The 18,512-nt window shown below is 49.2% G+C and carries 15 protein-coding genes and 1 other RNA gene; 6 read left to right on the top strand and 10 right to left on the bottom strand.

Features of this window, described 5'->3' with window-relative positions:
• Positions 1–56 precede the first annotated feature (56 nt).
• Entirely contained in the window at positions 57–947 is an 891-nt protein-coding gene (locus NA330_RS02135; RefSeq protein WP_000284832.1) for an AraC family transcriptional regulator, read from the top strand.
• A gap of 75 nt (positions 948–1,022) precedes the next feature.
• Here the strand turns inward: NA330_RS02135 and NA330_RS02130 are convergent, their stop codons facing one another.
• From NA330_RS02130 to ydiK, 9 genes are all read right to left on the bottom strand, one after another.
• Positions 1,023–2,174: an acyl-CoA dehydrogenase gene (locus tag NA330_RS02130; protein WP_023242022.1), complete on the bottom strand. Its 1,152-nt coding sequence runs from the start codon at positions 2,172–2,174 to the stop codon at positions 1,023–1,025.
• A 13-nt stretch (positions 2,175–2,187) separates the two neighbouring features.
• Positions 2,188–3,783 (bottom strand): acyl CoA:acetate/3-ketoacid CoA transferase, encoded by a 1,596-nt coding sequence (locus NA330_RS02125; RefSeq protein ID WP_000773595.1) that lies wholly within the window; start codon positions 3,781–3,783, stop codon positions 2,188–2,190.
• A 153-nt stretch (positions 3,784–3,936) separates the two neighbouring features.
• Positions 3,937–4,695, bottom strand: a complete 759-nt coding sequence (aroD, locus tag NA330_RS02120; protein ID WP_000860221.1) for a type I 3-dehydroquinate dehydratase — start codon at positions 4,693–4,695, stop codon at positions 3,937–3,939.
• A gap of 44 nt (positions 4,696–4,739) precedes the next feature.
• Positions 4,740–5,606, bottom strand: a complete 867-nt coding sequence (gene ydiB / locus NA330_RS02115; protein ID WP_000383488.1) for a quinate/shikimate dehydrogenase — start codon at positions 5,604–5,606, stop codon at positions 4,740–4,742.
• Positions 5,607–5,672: 66 nt separating this feature from the next.
• Positions 5,673–6,908 carry an MFS transporter gene (locus tag NA330_RS02110; protein WP_000081210.1) on the bottom strand — a complete coding sequence of 412 codons (1,236 nt, stop codon included), beginning with the start codon at positions 6,906–6,908 and terminating at the stop codon, positions 5,673–5,675.
• Positions 6,909–7,271: 363 nt separating this feature from the next.
• Positions 7,272–8,483 (bottom strand): MFS transporter, encoded by a 1,212-nt coding sequence (locus tag NA330_RS02105; protein ID WP_000797669.1) that lies wholly within the window; start codon positions 8,481–8,483, stop codon positions 7,272–7,274.
• 140 nt (positions 8,484–8,623) lie between these two features.
• Complete coding sequence (locus tag NA330_RS02100) at positions 8,624–8,983, bottom strand: YdiL family protein (protein WP_000980455.1); 360 nt, start codon at positions 8,981–8,983, stop codon at positions 8,624–8,626.
• Positions 8,984–9,150: 167 nt separating this feature from the next.
• Positions 9,151–9,258, bottom strand: an RNA gene (gene rprA, locus NA330_RS02095) — antisense sRNA RprA.
• 182 nt (positions 9,259–9,440) lie between these two features.
• Positions 9,441–10,559, bottom strand: coding sequence for an AI-2E family transporter YdiK (gene ydiK / locus NA330_RS02090; RefSeq protein ID WP_000248614.1), 1,119 nt, complete (start codon positions 10,557–10,559; stop codon positions 9,441–9,443).
• 264 nt (positions 10,560–10,823) lie between these two features.
• Here ydiK and ydiJ point away from each other — a divergent pair, with 264 nt between their 5' ends.
• The 3 genes from ydiJ (at position 10,824) to NA330_RS02075 (ending at position 14,574) form a co-directional block, all read left to right on the top strand.
• On the top strand, positions 10,824–13,880 hold the full coding sequence (ydiJ, locus tag NA330_RS02085; protein ID WP_023241972.1) for a D-2-hydroxyglutarate dehydrogenase YdiJ: 3,057 nt from the start codon (positions 10,824–10,826) through the stop codon (positions 13,878–13,880).
• Positions 13,877–14,287 (top strand): 1,4-dihydroxy-2-naphthoyl-CoA hydrolase, encoded by a 411-nt coding sequence (gene menI / locus NA330_RS02080; RefSeq protein WP_000637930.1) that lies wholly within the window; start codon positions 13,877–13,879, stop codon positions 14,285–14,287. The genes ydiJ and menI overlap by 4 nt, the downstream gene beginning before the upstream one ends.
• A gap of 98 nt (positions 14,288–14,385) precedes the next feature.
• Positions 14,386–14,574: a YdiH family protein gene (locus NA330_RS02075; RefSeq protein WP_001537749.1), complete on the top strand. Its 189-nt coding sequence runs from the start codon at positions 14,386–14,388 to the stop codon at positions 14,572–14,574.
• A gap of 287 nt (positions 14,575–14,861) precedes the next feature.
• Here NA330_RS02075 and NA330_RS02070 read toward each other — a convergent pair whose 3' ends face one another.
• Positions 14,862–16,208: an L-cystine transporter gene (locus NA330_RS02070; RefSeq protein ID WP_000261866.1), complete on the bottom strand. Its 1,347-nt coding sequence runs from the start codon at positions 16,206–16,208 to the stop codon at positions 14,862–14,864.
• Between the two features lie 426 nt (positions 16,209–16,634).
• Between NA330_RS02070 and sufA the strand changes: the two genes are divergently transcribed.
• Positions 16,635–17,003: a Fe-S cluster assembly scaffold SufA gene (sufA, locus tag NA330_RS02065; protein WP_000418973.1), complete on the top strand. Its 369-nt coding sequence runs from the start codon at positions 16,635–16,637 to the stop codon at positions 17,001–17,003.
• 8 nt (positions 17,004–17,011) lie between these two features.
• Positions 17,012–18,499, top strand: coding sequence for a Fe-S cluster assembly protein SufB (gene sufB, locus NA330_RS02060; RefSeq protein WP_023241971.1), 1,488 nt, complete (start codon positions 17,012–17,014; stop codon positions 18,497–18,499).
• Positions 18,500–18,512: the final 13 nt, after the last annotated feature.

Below are 18,512 nucleotides of genomic sequence, written 5' to 3'. Positions count from 1 at the left end.
ACTGACGCTCGCTTTATTTTATCCTGGTTATCTTTTTAAACCTGACAGAGGTTATTATGTATCAGCGCTGTTTTGACTCCGCCGCGGAGACGATTTTTGAACAGGACAAGACCCCTCGATTTTCACGTTTTGTCATTAGCGATGATCCAAACTGGGAGTCTGGCCATCATATGCATGATAATGAAACAGAGCTTATTTACGTCAAAAAAGGGATAGCCAGGTTAATTATTGACTCTTCACTCTACGTCGCGCATGCGGACGATATTGTCGTCGTTGAGCGGGGGCGGCTACACGCTGTAGCATCCGACAGCAATTCGCCGGCTACCACCTATACCTGTGCGCTGTATGGGTTTTGTTTTCCAGGTTGGGAAGAAAACCAACTATTGCAGAGTCATTCCTGTCCGGTGGTTTCCGTGGTTCAGGGGAAAGAGGTCATTAAAAGTATCTTTAATGAATTAAGCGTGTTACTTCCGCAGGGGAAAAACGTATTGGCTTCCTCTGTATACGATGCATTTGCTTACACTCTGACCGCGCTTTATTATGAAAATTTTAAAAATGCCTATCGTTCTGAACAAGGCTACATTAAAAAAGATGTATTAATTAAGGATGTACTTGTTTATCTCAATAATAATTATCGTGAAAAAATCACGCTTGACCAGCTATCGAAAAAATTTCGCGCCAGCGTCAGTTATATATGCCATGAATTTGCCAAGGAATATCATATATCCCCTATCAACTATGTTATTCAACGACGTATGACCGAGGCCAAGTTTGCGCTGACAAACACTGAGTCGCCACTGGCAGAAATTTCATGGCGGGTAGGATATGAAAATGTGGACCATTTTGCCAAATTGTTTATGCGGCATGTAGGATGTTCTCCCAACGATTATCGTAAGCAATTTAAAAATAGCCTGGTTGAGCAGGCGTATTTGCTGCCAAATACCTGACGGCGAAATTTATCTGATTTATTCGGCCTGATGCCGTAAAGCAGTCAGGCCGAATAAGACGTTCCGGTACGATCCTTACTTGTTCTGATAGTCTTTCAGAATTTGGCGTCCTGTCACATAGATCATTATTTCATCCGTGCCGCCACCGATACGTTCGCAGCGAACATCGCGCCAGAAGCGGGAGACACGGGCTTCGTCAGTATAACCAAGCCCACCCATAATCTGAATCGCATCGTCAATCACTTCCATCGCTGTGCGTGCGCAGTACAGTTTAGCCAGCGCGGCGCTGGTACGCAGTGACTCTTCCCGATCGGCCTGCCAGGCGACTTTCAACACCATATTGCGCATGTTTTCGATTTTGATGGCCATTAACGCCAGCTTTTCCTGGATCATCTGGTTATGGCCGATGGGTTTACCAAAGGCGATACGCTGGTTGGCGTAACGGGCGGCATCTTCAAATGCGCATTCGGCGAAACCTGTACTGCGCGCCGCATTAATCAAACGCTCCATTTCAAAATTGTACATGACATTGAGGAAACCCATGCCTTCTTCACCGACCCGGTCGCTTTCGTCCACCTCGACATTATCGAGATAAACTTCGCATGTACTCAACATGTGCCAGCCAATTTTGTGCAGCGGATTAATCTTTATGCCCGGTTTATTTGAGTCCACCCACCAAAGCGTGAACGCTTTTTTAGGATCTTTTGGCTCCGTATCGCGCGCCAGAACCAGCATGTAAGGATATTCTTTTGCACCGGTGATAAATGTTTTTTGGCCGTTAAGATAAACCTTGCCGTTTTTACGCGTCCAGGTTGTTGTGGCGCTATTATTATCAGATCCCGCGCCAGGTTCTGTTAAAGCTAGCGCATATGCTGGATCGCCGGTGGCCAGAGTACTTTCTGCTGTTTTACGCAGTTGTTCTGCGGAACCAAAACGGCGCATACTGTGAATGCATTGGCCGTTGGTAATCAAAAAGGCCGGAGCGCCGCATTTTGAGATTTCCATCAGCGCCAGCATTTGCGTTACATAGTCAGCCGGAATGCCGCCGAATTCTTCCGGGACGCCCAGCATCGAAATACCGTTTTCCGCCAGCGCCTGCATAAATTCTTTGGGATAGGTGCCCGTTTGATCGCAGGTACGGAAATACTCTTCCGGAAAATTGCTGGTGATTAACTCGCGAATACTGGCCAGTAATAGTTCTTGTTCTTCAGTTAATGAAAAATCCATATTTGTACTCCTTTTAATGTGTTGCGTCAGGAAGCGTGAATCCCATAGTGCTATCGGTAAATAATCTTGTGTCCATCAGTTTTAAATCTGGTGAGATAACCGGTGAAAAATCCATCTTGTCAAGAATATCCCGCTGCAGATCGACGCCAGGCGCAATTTCAATTAAATGCAGGCCATCTTGTTTGAGAGTGAAAACCGCACGTTCAGTGATGTAACGCACGTCTAACCCGCGCTCAAGCGCAATTTTTCCACTGAACGTAATTTCCGGCAGTTCGCTGACGAATTTTTTCACGCGACCTTCCTGCAGAATATTTAATTTGCCATCGGTAATTTCAGTTTTTAAACTTCCGGCCGTCAGAGTTCCGCAGAAAATAATTTTTTGCGACGTTGCGCTAATATCGATAAACCCGCCGGTGCCCATAATTTTGCCGTTGAATTTATGTACACCGACATTACCGTGTTGATCCACTTCGGCAAAACTTAAATAGCAGACATCGAGCCCACCGCCGTGATAAAAATCAAATTGTGAGGTCATATCAAGGATCGCGCGGGTATTGACATTGGCACCGAAGGCCACGCCCTGAGAGGTAATACCGCCCACCGGGCCTGTTTCCACGGTCAGCACGAAGTCATCGGCGCAGCCTTCCTCGCGAGCGACCAGACCAATACCGTCGGCAATGCCTACGCCCACATTGCCTACCGCGCCTTTACGCATTTCAAACAGCGCGCGTCGGGCTACCAGCTTGCGCTGATTAAGGGGCAGGGTAAGCTGGGTACTGTCATCAAGAGTAAAATCCCCGGAGATAAATCGGTTCACCGGCGCGCCGCCATACAGTTGCGTCTGGTCGGCGTCGACAACCACAATATCCACCAGATAGCCGGGAATACGCACGGATTTTGGATGCAGCGTGGCTTTTTTTACCATTTTCTGCACCTGCATCATTACAATACCGCCATTATTGTGAACGGCCTGGGCGATCACCAGCGCATCAAGATACATCACCTCATCTTCAAATGATGCATAGCCTTCGCTGTCGCAGGTGGTGGCGCGGATAAAAGCCACATTAGGCGCTATCGCTTTATAATAGAGATATTCTTTATTATCGATCTCTACCAACTTAATGAGATCTTCTTTAGTCACGTCGTTTAATTTTCCGCCCTGTTGGCGAGGGTCGACAAAGGTACCAATACCGATATCGCTCAGAATACCCGGCTGGTGTGCGGCACTGGCGCGCAGCGTCTGGGTTAATACGCCTTGTGGGTAGTTATAGGCGGCGATTTTATTTTGTTCAGCCAGTTCAGAAATACGGGGAGATTGCCCCCAATGTCCGCATAGCGCCCATTTTACCAATCCCTCCTGCGCCAGCGGGCTGATGCCGCGATCGGCGCGGTCACCTAATCCGGTAGGGCTAATAATAGATAAATCTCGTGGTGACTGGGTTGTTTTATATTTATCTGCCAGTGCGGTAATTAATGTTGTCGCTTCGAGAATGCCGCCGCCTGCGCCCAGAATACATAAAGTGGCCTCGTCCGGGATATAATTTACTGCTTCTTGTGCAGAGAGCACGGGAACGCGGCCATTAATGCGTGATGGCTTATTGAGTTTCATATTTACTCCACTATTATCCCTGAAAGCAATATCGATATAACCGTGTTAAGGTAATAAAGACAGCGGCTTTCAATGAATATGGAACATATTCATGTCAGATAACTATTTATTTTATTGTGGCAGAAAGAGAATATTCCGCCACACGATAAAGTATTACGCCTGGTGCAATATAGTTAATACGGTACGCAGATCGGCTACCGATATTTGTCCCGGCGCAGATGCTTTTTTCACCGCGCCAAACGTTGCTGCAGAACCGAACACTTCGCCGGCAAGACGAGATATTACCCCGGTTTTCGACATTGACATGGTAATAATCGGACGATCCGCATAGCGCTCCTGCATTTCTACAGTGGCGGTAAGTAAGGTCAGGACATCGGCTTTAGTCTGCGGCATGACGGCGATCTTCGGAATATCGGCGCCCAGTTCCTGCATTTTACGCAGACGCTGAACAATCTCTTCCGCTGCGGGCGTTTTATGAAAATCATGGTTAGACATGATCACCGCAACGTTGTGTTGATGAGCATAGCCGACGGTGGCTTTCACCTCATCGTCGCCGGTAAAAAGCTCAAGATCGATCATATCGACCAGACCGCTGTCAACCGCTGCACGATTCAGAGCGATATACTGTTCGGTGGTTAGCGCCTGTTCGCCGCCTTCTTTCGCGCTGCGGAAGGTAAATAGCAAGGGTTTATCGGTAATAATCTCCCGGATGGCGCCGGCGGCCTCAAGTACGCTTTCCGCCGTTGTCACGTTGGCAAAATGGTCAACGCGCCACTCCAGAATATCGAAATCCGCTTCACGGTAGGCGAGTGCTTCCGATTTCACATCGGTAATGGTTTTTCCCATTAGCGACACAATGATCTTTGGCGCGCCTTCGCCAACCACGAGATCTCTTACAGTTACGGTTTTCATTTGGTACCCTTCATTGTCATTCGTCGCAATTATAACTTTACCGGTCAGGCTGTGAATCCCATCACCTGCTTCACATAGTCCAATGGAAACGCTTTTCCTGTCCACAGTTCAAACTGTTCGGCTCCTTGCCATAACAACATGCCGTAACCATCAATTGTTTTGCAACCAGCTTGTTGCGCCTGCTGCAATAACTTTGTCATATGCGGATTATAAACACATTCGGTGACCAGCAATTCAGGGCGGAGCAGGGAAACATCGCCGATCAGGGATTCGTTCTCCAATGGTTTCATGCCAACTTTGGTGCCGTTCGTCAGAATATCTGCGCTGGCAAGCGCTTCAGTAAAAGCGTGCTGATCGGCAAGATCGGTGACGGTAACGACGCAATCGGTGTTTTCATTCACCCGCTTCGCAAAGGCAACCGCTTTTTCGAAAAAGTCATCTTTACGGTTAAACAGTTTAATTTCCTTAATGCCTTCAATGGCTGCCTGGGCGCCAATGGCGGTAGCCGCGCCTCCCGCGCCGAGCAGCACCATGGTTTTTCCCCGAATATCGAAACCGCTTTCTTTAATTGCCCGAATATGGCCCGTACCATCCGTGTTGTAGCCGCGTAGATAGCCGTCATCGTTAACAATGGTGTTGATAGCGCCAACCAGTTTTGCCGCTGGCGTTAATTCATCGACATACTCACACGCGAGCTGTTTGTTTGGCATGGAGACGCCCGTACCGCGCATTTTTAATGCTTTCAGTCCTTCAATGGCGCTGGCAAACGTCGTGTTATCCACTTCGAAAGCCATATAGGTATACGGTAGCCCCGCTTTTTCTAACGCTTTGTTTTGCATTTCGGGCGATAAGCTATGACGGATAGGATACGCCATAAGACCAATTAATTCATATTTTGCGGTAACATCCATTTTATACTCCTTAATAAGTGGACAGTGCAGAGCAGGGCGCATGCCTGTTGCGCATAGTTAACATTTTTACTGGAAATAACGCTCGCCAAATCGGACATCGTTTTGCGGGATCTTAAATACGCGATAATAGCGAATAAATACAATAATGGCGGTGATAAATGTCAGTAGTGCAAAGGAAAAATCTAACAAAATGATATATTGCAGGCCAATAGTAGAGAGATAACCGGTGATCAGTGGAATAATAAAGTTAGCTACGCCCCCCATCATCATATATATACTGGTGACTTTAGCTTTACTCTTAGGGAAAAATTCCGACATTACCGATACACCTAATTGTAAAATACCTCCAGCAGCGGAAAAACCAATCACGAAGGCGCCAGCATTACAGATCAGTGGAGAGGGATACAGGTAAATTGCCGCAGCGGTGAGTGTCGCCAGCCCGGCATTGAAAACATTGGCCCAGATAGGGCGAACCATTTTTTTCAGCAATGCGGCAAAAATAAACACGCAAACCAACGATCCCATACTGTAATAAGAGATGGTTTTCAGCGCGTCGGATTCCGCCATTCCGGCGAAGGCCATCGCATATTTAGGCATCCAGACCACAATCACATAGAAGGTTGAGAACGCGGCGACGCCAAATAAAACGGAAGCTACGCCTTCCAGCCAGACGAGGGGAGTACTGTTCATCTGGGGTAATTCTTTCGCAATACTGGCATCGACAAGTTGGCTGGGAAAACGGCTTTTCAACAGCATCAACGTGATGAGGACGAAAAGGATACCGGGGATTACCACCGCGTAGCCGTACCAGATATGGTTGACTAACAAGGCGCTGACGATAAGGGGATAAATCATTTGCCCAAAAGAGACCATCGCTTTAACCAGAATAACTGCCGAGCCCGATGCTTTGGGAAAACACTCCATTAATGCAGGGTATCCGCCGGTATCCAGCGCGGAGTTCGCCACGCCGACACACACCGCTAATATGAAAGCGATCATCAGGTTAGGACTGGCGGGAATACCGAAGAAAAACAGCATATATAGTACGGCGCCAAGCAGTATTATTGCCCGACGGCCAAATTTATCGGACAGTACGCCAAAGAATAAAATACTGACCAGACGGCCAAGACCAATGCCAGAGATTAAATAGGCGATACCGGCGCTATCCGTGGAGAATTTCTGTGCAAGGGAGGTCATGTTCTGGGCTAGTGTAATAACACTCATGCCGTGGAGAAAGTAACTAAAATAAATGCAGATAACAGCCAGCAAATATGGCATGTTGCGAGCCTTGTTCTGAGACATTTGTTCACAGCTCCTTGCTGATGGTTTGATTCAATGTCCTGCTTATTACTGCTTTACTACATGCAGCGATTGTTCAGTAACACTATAATTCGGTACTGTCGTTATATGTACATAACATGGCGTTTAAAATGCCAGGTTTATTGCATTGATAGCATTTCATTTGTTAGCCAGGAAATATAAAAATTGCTGCGTATTTGTTGTTTAATACATATAACTCGTGATGCTCATCGCAATTTTTCTGATAAGTGTGAAGATAATGAATAATAATTAACACGAAAATTACATTTTTTGTTTCCCGGTGATAATGGCTAACGTTTTATTTTGCATAGCAAGGCAATAATATTGCAACTGGCACGCTAACATTTATTGCGCAGTTGACGCTGCTTCAGCGTGATGTTGTGATTCAGCCCGACTTCGGTAACCGATGAACAGCGCGAGGAGAAATCCCGCTGCGGCGATACCGGTATCAAACCACATAATATGTGCAATGCTCATTTCTGAAATCCGCGCTGTGATCAACGGAATAGTGAACGTCGCGATACTGCCGGCGCTGTAATAAATGCCGGTCGCTTTACCTTTCTCCTGTGGAAAACGGGCCGCCATCAGCGTCAGGCCGATTTGTACTACGCCACCGGCGGAAGAGAATCCAATGACGAATGCGAAGATCATAACAACATAGGCCTGAGGATGCAGGCAGACCGTCAGAAGCGCAATAAAAGAGATAAAGGTATAAAACATCAATAATGTGGTAGAGCGAATTGTTTTTCTGACCAGCGGGGCGGTTATAAAAACGCACAGTAGCGAGCCGCAGGTATAAATACTTAACAGTTTGATGGATTGGGTATACGACATTCCTGCGACGAACTGTCCATACTGCGCCAGCCACTGGCTGATAAGATAAAAGGTTGCCATCGAGATATAGCCATAAAGGGTGTAGCTGATAAGATCGATGAGGGAGCAATGATGTACGCCTGTGACAGGCGCTTGCGAGATTTTGGGCTTCAATATCCGACCAGGATAGGGTGGAAAAGGACAGCGTAATAAAAACAGAGCATTAATAAGCATGATCGCCCCGGCAAGCAGGAAGGACCAGCCAAACCACATATTAGCCCAGACTAATAAACTGATAATAATGGGCAACAAGAATTGCCCGCCGGAGACAAATGCTTTGATCAGAATATTTGCCGTACTGGGGGAGCGAGGGAAGGCTTCCATCAAACTGGGATAGGTACCTGCATCCAAAAAACTGTTGGCCATACCCGCTAAAAAGCCACAGGCATAAGCGACAAAAATCGTCTGAGCATAAAGAATGCCAATGAAAAAAATCAGGTAACAGGCGGTCCCCAGAATGATAAAAGGACGGCGACCAAAGCGATCGGAAAGCATACCGGCGATTAACAAAACGCTTAGCCGGCCAATACCAAGCGAAGAGATCACAATAGATACGCCTGCGGCACTGGTATGCCATTGCTGTTCAAGCGATGACATGTTCAGGCTCATCAGGATAACCCCCATGCCATGTACAAAGTAATTAAAATACAACCCTACAGCGGTAGGGAAATAACGATTTTTCATATTATCTGACTCAGAGATGCCGCCTGAACGTTACAGTGGTATACACAGGCAGGAAGCATATTGGATAGGGTGACAAGTCAATGTCGTGATTGTGTGGTTTTCTATCCGGTATCAATACGATGCGGCGATAAAGTTTACGTCTAACACAGCCGCTCCAGATCATGTGCGAAAAGTTCGGCAGCAACAGATTGATAAATTTTCCACTCGATAAAATCACCCTCTGTATAAATGGACTGAAAAGAAGATAAATCAGGGAAGTAACGCATTGTATTATTGCCGATGCGGTTATTTATTTTGTCAACAATGGCGTTAATTCGTCGCTGTCTCCTGGCTTTCATTTCCTTCAGCCTGGCAATGATTTCTGGAGAGATGGGAGTGTCGCCAGCTTCCCATCGTTGCCAGGTTGCCGAATTATTATCCTGGGTGATATAGATTGTGCATTCTTCAATCGTCATATCAAAAATACGCCGTAGTGCTTGTAGTTCTAACGCGTTCATCATTTTTTAGGCTTTTATATGAAAAAAGTGATGCTATAAATAGCACCACCGACACCGTTTCGACTTGAACAGAATCACACTATTTTGTGCAATATTATTTGTTCGTTGCAGATATCGCGGTGTTGAAGGGAAACGGGAGCTGGCTTATGTAACAATGCGGCGAAAAAAGTTAAAAAAAAAGCCCATCGTAGGAGACGGGCAAAGACTACACACAGCAATTCGTTGTTTCACTCAGGGGATTTCCATGCTTATAAATCAATGTGTTGATTTATAACCGTGTGCTAATAGTAGGCATGAGCACTTTTTGCGTCGATCAGATTCGTCTCAATAGTTTAAAAACTGTAACGGATTTGCGACAGAAATGAGATGCGGCGGGGAACAGACGGGCGAATCAAAATGGGGTGTGCGTTGAATTGATAAACGTCGCTAAAGCATCGGGCGGCAATGCCGCCCGACGGAATTATGACTGCTTGTTGGCTTCCTCGATATCATCCAGCTCTTCAAGGATCTCCTCTGGTTCATTCGTCGGCGCCGGAACTTCATGTACCCATGCGGAGAACAAACGCCAGGTCACGGCCAGAAGCACCGGTCCAATAAACAGACCAATCATACCGAATGCAATCAGGCCGCCGATTACCCCGGAAAGGATCAGAAGCAGCGGTAAATCGGCGCCCATGCGGATGAGTACCGGGCGAATCACGTTATCCAGAGTGCCGACGATGGCGCTCCAAACCAGCAGCACGGTGCCCCAGGTGGTGTCGCCTGTCCAGTAAAGCCAGATAATGGCTGGAATCAATACCGGCAACGGCCCCAACTGAACCAGACACGAAAGGATCATCACTACCGTCAACAGGGTAGCGTAAGGCACGCCGGAAATCGCCAGCCCGACGCCGCCAAGTACCGCCTGTACCAGCGCGGTGACCACCACGCCAAGCGCCACGGCGCGGATCGCCTGGGCAGCCAGCAGAACCGCCGCATCGCCGCGTTTAGCCGCGAGACGACAGGCAAAATGGCGTATTCCCATCGCCACTTGTTCGCCACGCCAGTAAAGCAGGGCGCTAAACAACAGCATCAGGGCGCAGTGCATCATAAAGCGTCCGATATGCGCCGCCTGACCGACAAACCAGGTCGTGGTTGTGCCGATATAAGGCCGCACTTTCGCCATAATAGCGCTACCGCCCATATCCAGCAGGCTATGCCATCCGGCATACAGTTTGGCGCCAACTAACGGAATATTATTTAACCATGCCAGATCGGGTAGCGTCATATCGCCGCCGGTCACTGCATGGATGAGCGGGCCGCTACCATCGACAATGCTGTTCACCAGCAAGGCGACGGGAATAACGAAGAGCAGCACTAACAGCAGCGTCATGACCAGTACGGCAAGCGAGCGGCGGCCCCACAATATTTTTTGTAATTTCAGCAAAACGGGCCAGGTCGCGATAACAATCGTACCTGCCCATGCAAACCCCAAAATAAAAGGCTGTACTATCCACAAACAGGCCACAATCATGATGGCTAAAAACAGCACCGATAGCAGCACTTGCGCAATATCCCTGGGCTGACGAACATTTACCATAAATACTTTTCACCTTTGTCTTTGCGCCAGAACGTTGGCGCGACGTGAACATGCAAACCACACCCTATAATGATGAGCAATTTCAGCGGTTTTTAACAGGCCGATTCTGCATGTAATTCTGTTGGGCGCACAGGAAAAAAATGTGATACAACAAATAACGCAACACGCAAACGATTAAGCATCCCTTCCTGTGCGTAGACCGCTCGCGCTCGCCGGGTTGGGCGCCACCGTTCACAACATAGACCGCAGGAAAAGGTCAATATAATGATTCCACAAATTTCTCAGGCACCCGGCGTCGTTCAGCTGGTGCTCAATTTTTTGCAGGCGCTGGAGCAGCAAGGGTTTACGGGCGATACGGCAACCAGCTATGCCGACCGTCTGACAATGTCGACCGATAACAGTATCTACCAGCTTCTTCCCGATGCTGTTGTGTTTCCCCGTTCTACGGCGGATGTCGCGCTTCTTGCCCGTCTGGCGGCGGAGCCGCGCTTTACGTCGCTGATATTTACCCCTCGAGGCGGCGGTACTGGCACGAATGGCCAGGCGCTAAACCAGGGCATTATTGTTGATATGTCCCGCTATATGAACCGCATTATTGAAATTAATTCTGAAGAGGGATGGGTGCGGGTAGAGGCGGGGGTGATAAAAGATCAGCTTAATCAGGCGTTAAAGCCGTATGGCTATTTTTTTGCGCCGGAACTTTCCACCAGTAATCGCGCCACGCTTGGCGGTATGATTAATACCGATGCCTCTGGTCAGGGTTCGCTGGTCTATGGGAAAACGTCAGATCACGTCTTAGGCATACGGGCCGTATTGTTGGGGGGCGATATCCTTGACACGCAATCAATGCCCGTAGAGCTTGCCCGGACGCTGGGTGAAAACACGACGACGCCATGCCGCATCTATCAGACCGTCTATCAGTCCTGCCTGGAAAACCGTCAACTTATCCTCGATAGCTTTCCAAAGCTCAATCGTTTCCTGACAGGCTACGATTTACGCCACGTCTTTAACGATGACATGACCCGCTTCGATCTTACCCGCATCTTAACGGGGTCGGAAGGGACGCTGGCGTTTATTACTGAAGCCCGGCTGGATATTACCCCGATACCCAAAGTCCGCCGTCTGGTGAATGTAAAATACGATTCCTTTGATTCCGCGCTGCGTAACGCCCCTTTTATGGTTGATGCGCGCGCCTTATCCGTCGAGACGGTCGATTCCAAAGTCCTTAACCTCGCTCGGGAAGATATTGTCTGGCACTCCGTTAGCGAATTGATTACCGATGTGCCGGATAAAGAGATGCTTGGCCTGAATATCGTAGAATTCGCGGGTGACGATGAAGCGCTTATTGACGGACAGGTCGAGGCGCTGTGCCACCGGCTGGATGGCCTGATGGCGCGTGCGGAAGCGGGCGTGATCGGCTGGCAACTTTGTACCGATTTGACGGGTATTGAGCGTATTTACGCGATGCGTAAAAAAGCGGTAGGGCTGCTGGGTAATGCGAAAGGTGCTGCCAAACCGATTCCTTTTGCGGAAGATACCTGCGTGCCGCCTGAACATCTGGCCGATTACATCGCCGAATTTCGCGCCCTGCTGGATGGTCATGGCTTAAGTTACGGCATGTTCGGCCACGTGGATGCCGGGGTGCTGCATGTGCGTCCGGCGCTGGATATGTGCGATCCGCAGCAGGAACTGTTGATGAAACAGATCTCCGATGAGGTCGTCGCGCTGACCGCCAGATACGGCGGGCTGTTGTGGGGCGAGCATGGAAAAGGTTTCCGTGCGGAATACAGCCCGGCCTTTTTCGGCGAAGTCCTGTATGGCGAGCTGCGCAAAATAAAAGCGGCTTTTGATCCGCATAATCGACTTAACCCGGGTAAAATCTGTCCACCGCAGGGGATAGAGGCGCCGATGATGAAGGTGGATGCGGTAAAACGCGGCACCTGGGATCGGCAAATCCCGCTGGCGGTACGGCAGACCTGGCGCGGCGCTATGGAGTGTAATGGTAACGGCCTGTGCTTTAATTTCGATGCGAAAAGCCCGATGTGCCCGTCGATGAAAATTAGCCTTAACCGGATCCACTCGCCGAAAGGGCGGGCGACGCTGGTACGGGAATGGCTCCGTCTATTGGCCGATCGCGGCGTCGATCCGTTGAAGCTGGAAAAGGAGTTGCCAGAAAAACGCGCCAGCTTACGCACGCTGATTGCCCGCACCCGGAATAGTTGGCACAAACGCAAAGGCGAGTATGACTTTTCCCATGAAGTTAAAGAGGCCATGTCCGGCTGTCTGGCCTGTAAAGCCTGTACGACCCAGTGTCCGATTAAAATCGATGTTCCGGAGTTTCGTTCACGTTTCTTACAGCTTTACCATACGCGTTATCTGCGTCCGGTACGCGATCATCTGGTGGCGACGGTCGAGACCTACGCGCCGCTGATGGCGCGTGCGCCAAAGACCTTTAACTTTTTTATTAACCAACCGGTGGTTCGCAATCTGGCGAAAAAACATATCGGTATGGTGGATTTACCTCTGCTTTCTGCCCCTTCATTGCAACAGCAACTGGTGGGCCATCCGTCCGCCAACATGACGCTTGAGCAACTGGAGCGCATGAGCGCCGAGCAAAAAGCGAAAACGGTACTGGTGGTTCAGGACCCGTTTACCAGCTACTACGACGCTCGGGTCGTGGCGGACTTTATCCGCCTGGCGGAAAAACTGGGCAGGAGGCCGGTATTGTTGCCGTTCTCGCCGAATGGCAAGGCGCAGCATATTAAAGGTTTTCTTAATCGCTTTGCGAAAACGGCGAAAAAAACCTCTGAGTTCCTTAATCGGATCGCCGCGTTGGGGATGCCGATGGTGGGCGTCGATCCGGCGCTGGTTCTGTGTTATCGCGACGAATACAAACTGGCGCTGGGCGAACAGCGCGGCGATTTTCATGTGTTGCTGGTGAATGAATGGTTGGCGCAGGAAATAAATGCAAGACTGTCCGTCGAGGTGAGCGGCGAACCGTGGTACTTTTTTGGTCATTGTACGGAAGTCACGGCTTTACCCGGCGCGCCTGCGCAGTGGGCCGCTATCTTTGCCCATTTTGGCGCGAAGCTGGAAAATGTCAGCGTAGGCTGCTGCGGTATGGCGGGTACTTATGGACATGAACTCACCAATCATAAAAATTCGCTGGGAATTTATGAGCTATCCTGGCATCAGGCGATGCAACGTCTACCGCGAAACCGCTGCCTGGCAACCGGCTATTCCTGCCGAAGCCAGGTTAAACGCATTGAAGGTACGGGCGTGCGTCACCCGTTGCAGGCATTACTGGAGATTATAGGTTGATCTGGAAACGTGAAGTGACCCTCGATGCGCTTAATGCGATGGGGGAAGGGAATATGGTTGGCCTGCTTGATATCCGCTTTGAGCGTATTGGGGACGATACGCTGGAAGCGACAATGCCCGTCGATCATCGCACCAAACAGCCGTTCGGCTTGCTGCATGGCGGAGCGTCTGTGGTGCTGGCGGAAAGTATCGGCTCGGTCGCAGGTTATCTGTGTACGCAGGGGGAGCAAAAGGTGGTGGGGCTGGAGGTGAATGCCAACCATGTACGGTCGGCGCGTCAGGGGCGCGTACGAGGCGTCTGTAAAGCGTTGCATACCGGGGCTCGCCATCAGGTCTGGCAGATAGAGATCTTTGATGAACAGGGACGTCTGTGCTGTTCTTCGCGCCTTACTACGGCGATTGTGTGACGTTGTCACCATAAAAGTGTGATGCATATTGCTTTTGGTCAAAATGTGCGCAGAAAAAGGTGATATACTGTGCACGTTTACACATAAGCGAGGATGATATGTCTACTGATTTAGACCCAACCCAACTGGCGATTGAATTTTTACGCCGTGATAAAACCGAACTTTCTCCCGCGCAGTATTTGAAGCGTTTAAAACAGCTGGAGTTAGAGTTTGCCGATCTCCTCACCCTCTCTGCAACCGAACTGAAAGAAGAGATCTATTTCGCCTGGCGGTTGGGCGTGCATTAATAAAGTCTGTGTAGGCCGGATAAGGCGTTAGCCGCCATCCGGCTATGTTACCAGGCGATCTCACCAGACACTGTCCCCCGGTAATAGATAACCCCCTTGATTTTGTTTAAAAAAAATACAGATCGCCATTTGTGCTAAAAAGGCGCGCGCTCTTTATGAGATTATTCTTATGCCCCTTCAAGAGCTAAGCCATTAAGAGTGCCGGAGATAAGCGCCGGATGGGGCCGGAACCCTTAAGCCTGTATTGAACAGACTTAAGGGTTTTTCTTTTCCGGGCGCGTAAAAAACTAAGGTCTGTCAATAACCGCTGGCATGTCGTCAGCCGTATGATTATTCAAAATACGGTTAGCCAGCACACCTGACATCATCGATCCGTTAACGTTCAGTGCCGTGCGGGCCATATCAACGATAGGTTCGATGGCAATAAAAATACCGACCAGCGCAACGGGAAAATTCAATGTCGACAGGACAATCAGCGCCGCGAACGTACCACCGCCGCCGACGCCTGCTACGCCAATAGACCCTAGCGCAATGGCAGGCAACATCGCGGCCAGAAAATGCAGCGAGAGCGGATCAATGCCGATGGTGGGCGCAATCATCGCTACCATAATAGCCGGATAAATCCCGGCGCAGCCATTTTGCCCCATACTGGAGCCAAACGAAGCGGAAATATTGGCAATGGTGCTTTGTACGCCAAATTTTTCCTGGGCGGAAATGGCCAGCGGGATAGAGGCTGCGCTGCTGCGGGAAACAAACGCAAAGGTTAAGACGGGCCAGACCATTCTGAAATAACGCGCTGGATTATTACCGCTGAGGATCAGCAAGATGGCATGCACGATAAACATCATAAAAATCGCGATGTAACAGGCGCCGATAAAACCAAGTAAGCTGGCGAATTGTTCAAGGCGGTATGATGAAAATACGGTAGTCATTAATGCCATGACGCCATAGGGCGTTAATGCAATAACGATACGTACCATCTTCATGACCCAGATCTGAATAGCGTTAATGCCTGCGCTTAATTTCTGACCTTCTTCCGGCGCCTCTTTTTTGACCTTTAACAGGGCGATCCCCGCTATTAGCGTGAAGATAACGATGCCGATAACGGAAACACTTCTGGCCCCCGTAAGATCAAGAAAAATATTAGTCGGAATCAGCGATGTCACTAACTGGGGAATCGACACCGCGGCAGTCTTATTGACTTCTTCCGTAGTTAACATTGACGGCATGTGCACAAAAGCGCTGGCGTCAAGCCCCAGCACATGAGCGGTCAGTAATCCGATAAAACCGGCAACCATCACCAGGCATAACATGCATCCGACGATCGTCAGCGACATTTTTCCGATGCCGGCACTATTTTCCAGTTTATTGATGGCGGAAAGAATAGAAATAAAAATTAGCGGTATAGCGACCAGTTTTAGCAGGTGGACGTAACCATTGCCGACGATGCTGTACCATTCGATAATAGTTTTAGTGTGATTTGCTGAAATAAAATGCAGGGATAAACCAATAACAGCCCCTAAAAAGATAGCGATAAAAACGCTTTTCGACAGGGAATCGCTTTTTTGATTAATTCTCAAGATGACCCACGAGAAAACCAAAAAAAGTGCGATATACGCGAGCGTAACAACCATATTTTAAGCCTCTTGCCTCATTCAGCACCTGAAATGCCGGAAAGAGTTTACATAAACCTATAGCTCAAACTGAGTTATAGAACCGCAGCGGATTATAAAGAGCGCAACGCCAGGTATCCATACAAAAAATGGGGTTCTGACCTCGCCGCCCGGCAATGTCGACAGCCTATTAATTAAATAGTCATTTTCTATACATCTTTTCGTTTTTGACCTGTCAGAACGGTTAATGTCTTATAAATCATTACTTATCAAAATGTTAAGCGATTTTTTGTCTGTCGTATGACCTGACGGACAGGGTCTATGCTTAATAAAAGGCGCTCAATATAACCATTTGTTGGAAAGCCCCTGCGGTTAAGGGGTTGAAGTGATAATCATTATCACTAACATGCTGTTATATCCTGGTGATTTAGAACGCGAGGTAACTCTATGGAATTGCATTCAGGCACGTTTAACCCGGAGGACTTCCCCTGGCAAGGGCTGACGCTAACGCCAGCGGCGGCAGCGCACATACGTGAACTGGCAGCAAAGCAGCCGGGCATGTTGGGCGTGCGGTTAAGCGTAAAACAGACGGGATGTGCCGGATTTGGCTATGTTCTGGATACCGTTCGGGAGCCGGATAAAGACGATCTGGTTTTTGAAGCCGAAGGCGCAAAGCTTTTCGCACCGTTACAGGCGATGCCTTTTATTGACGGAACAGAAGTGGATTACGTGCAGGAAGGGCTGAACCAGTTATTTAAATTTCATAACCCCAAAGCCCAGAATGAATGCGGCTGCGGCGAAAGTTTTGGGGTATAGGCGGTACTATGTCTCGTAATACTGAAGCAACGGAAGAGGTCGGCATCTGGACAGGCGGACGCCTTAATTACAAAGAAGGATTTTTCACGCAACTACCCACTGATGAACTGGCAAAAGGCATCAGCGAAGAGGTGGTGCGCGCGATTTCCGCAAAGCGTAACGAACCTGAGTGGATGCTGGAATTTCGTCTCAATGCCTATAGAGCCTGGCTGGACATGGATGAACCGCACTGGCTGAAGGCGCACTACGATAAACTGAACTATCAGGATTACAGCTATTACTCTGCGCCATCATGCGGAAACTGCGACGATAACTGCGTTTCCCAGCCGGGAGCCGTACAGCAAACGGGCGCGAATACCTTTTTGAGTAAAGAGGTTGAAGACGCCTTCGAGCAGCTTGGCGTTCCGGTTCGCGAAGGGAAAGAGGTCGCCGTCGATGCGATTTTTGACTCGGTCTCCGTAGCGACCACATACCGTGAAAAACTGGCGGAACAGGGCATTATTTTCTGTTCTTTTGGCGAAGCGATACACGATCACCCTGACCTGGTCAGGAAATATCTTGGCACCGTCGTGCCGGGGAACGATAACTTTTTTGCCGCGCTGAATGCGGCAGTCGCTTCCGATGGGACATTTATCTATGTTCCCAAAGGCGTGCGTTGCCCAATGGAGTTATCCACCTATTTTCGCATTAACGCCGAGAAAACCGGTCAGTTTGAGCGCACGATTCTGGTGGCGGATGAAGGCAGCTATGTGAGTTATATCGAAGGCTGCTCCGCGCCCGTACGCGACAGTTATCAGCTCCACGCCGCGGTAGTGGAAGTCATCATCCATAAAGATGCTGAAGTAAAATATTCCACCGTACAAAACTGGTTCCCGGGCGACAACAACACGGGCGGCATTCTGAACTTTGTGACCAAGCGGGCGTTGTGCGAAGGGGAAAACAGCAAGATGTCGTGGACCCAGTCGGAAACCGGTTCGGCGATTACCTGGAAATACCCGAGCTGCATTCTGCGCGGTGATAATTCTATCGGCGAGTTCTATTCCGTTGCGCTGACCAGTGGACATCAGCAGGCTGACACCGGCACCAAAATGATCCATATCGGTAAAAGCACGCGCTCAACCATTATCTCAAAAGGCATTTCCGCCGGCCACAGCCAGAACAGCTACCGTGGGCTGGTAAAAATTATGCCGACGGCGACCAACGCCCGAAATTTCACCCAATGCGACTCCATGTTGATTGGCGCGGACTGCGGCGCGCATACGTTCCCGTATGTTGAATGCCGCAATAACAGCGCGCAGCTGGAGCACGAAGCGACAACATCACGCATCGGTGAAGATCAGCTTTTCTATTGTTTGCAACGCGGTATCAGCGAAGAAGACGCTATTTCGATGATCGTCAACGGTTTCTGCAAAGACGTTTTCTCGGAACTACCGCTGGAGTTCGCCGTTGAAGCGCAAAAACTGCTGGCGATTAGCCTTGAGCACAGCGTCGGTTAATGATGAAGGAAAA

The sequence above is a fragment of the Salmonella sp. NW722 genome (genome assembly GCF_051702785.1).
GTDB classification, from domain to species: domain Bacteria; phylum Pseudomonadota; class Gammaproteobacteria; order Enterobacterales; family Enterobacteriaceae; genus Salmonella; species Salmonella enterica.
The sequence above is the reverse complement of the archived record's forward strand: the minus strand, read 5'-3'. Positions and strand labels throughout refer to the sequence as shown.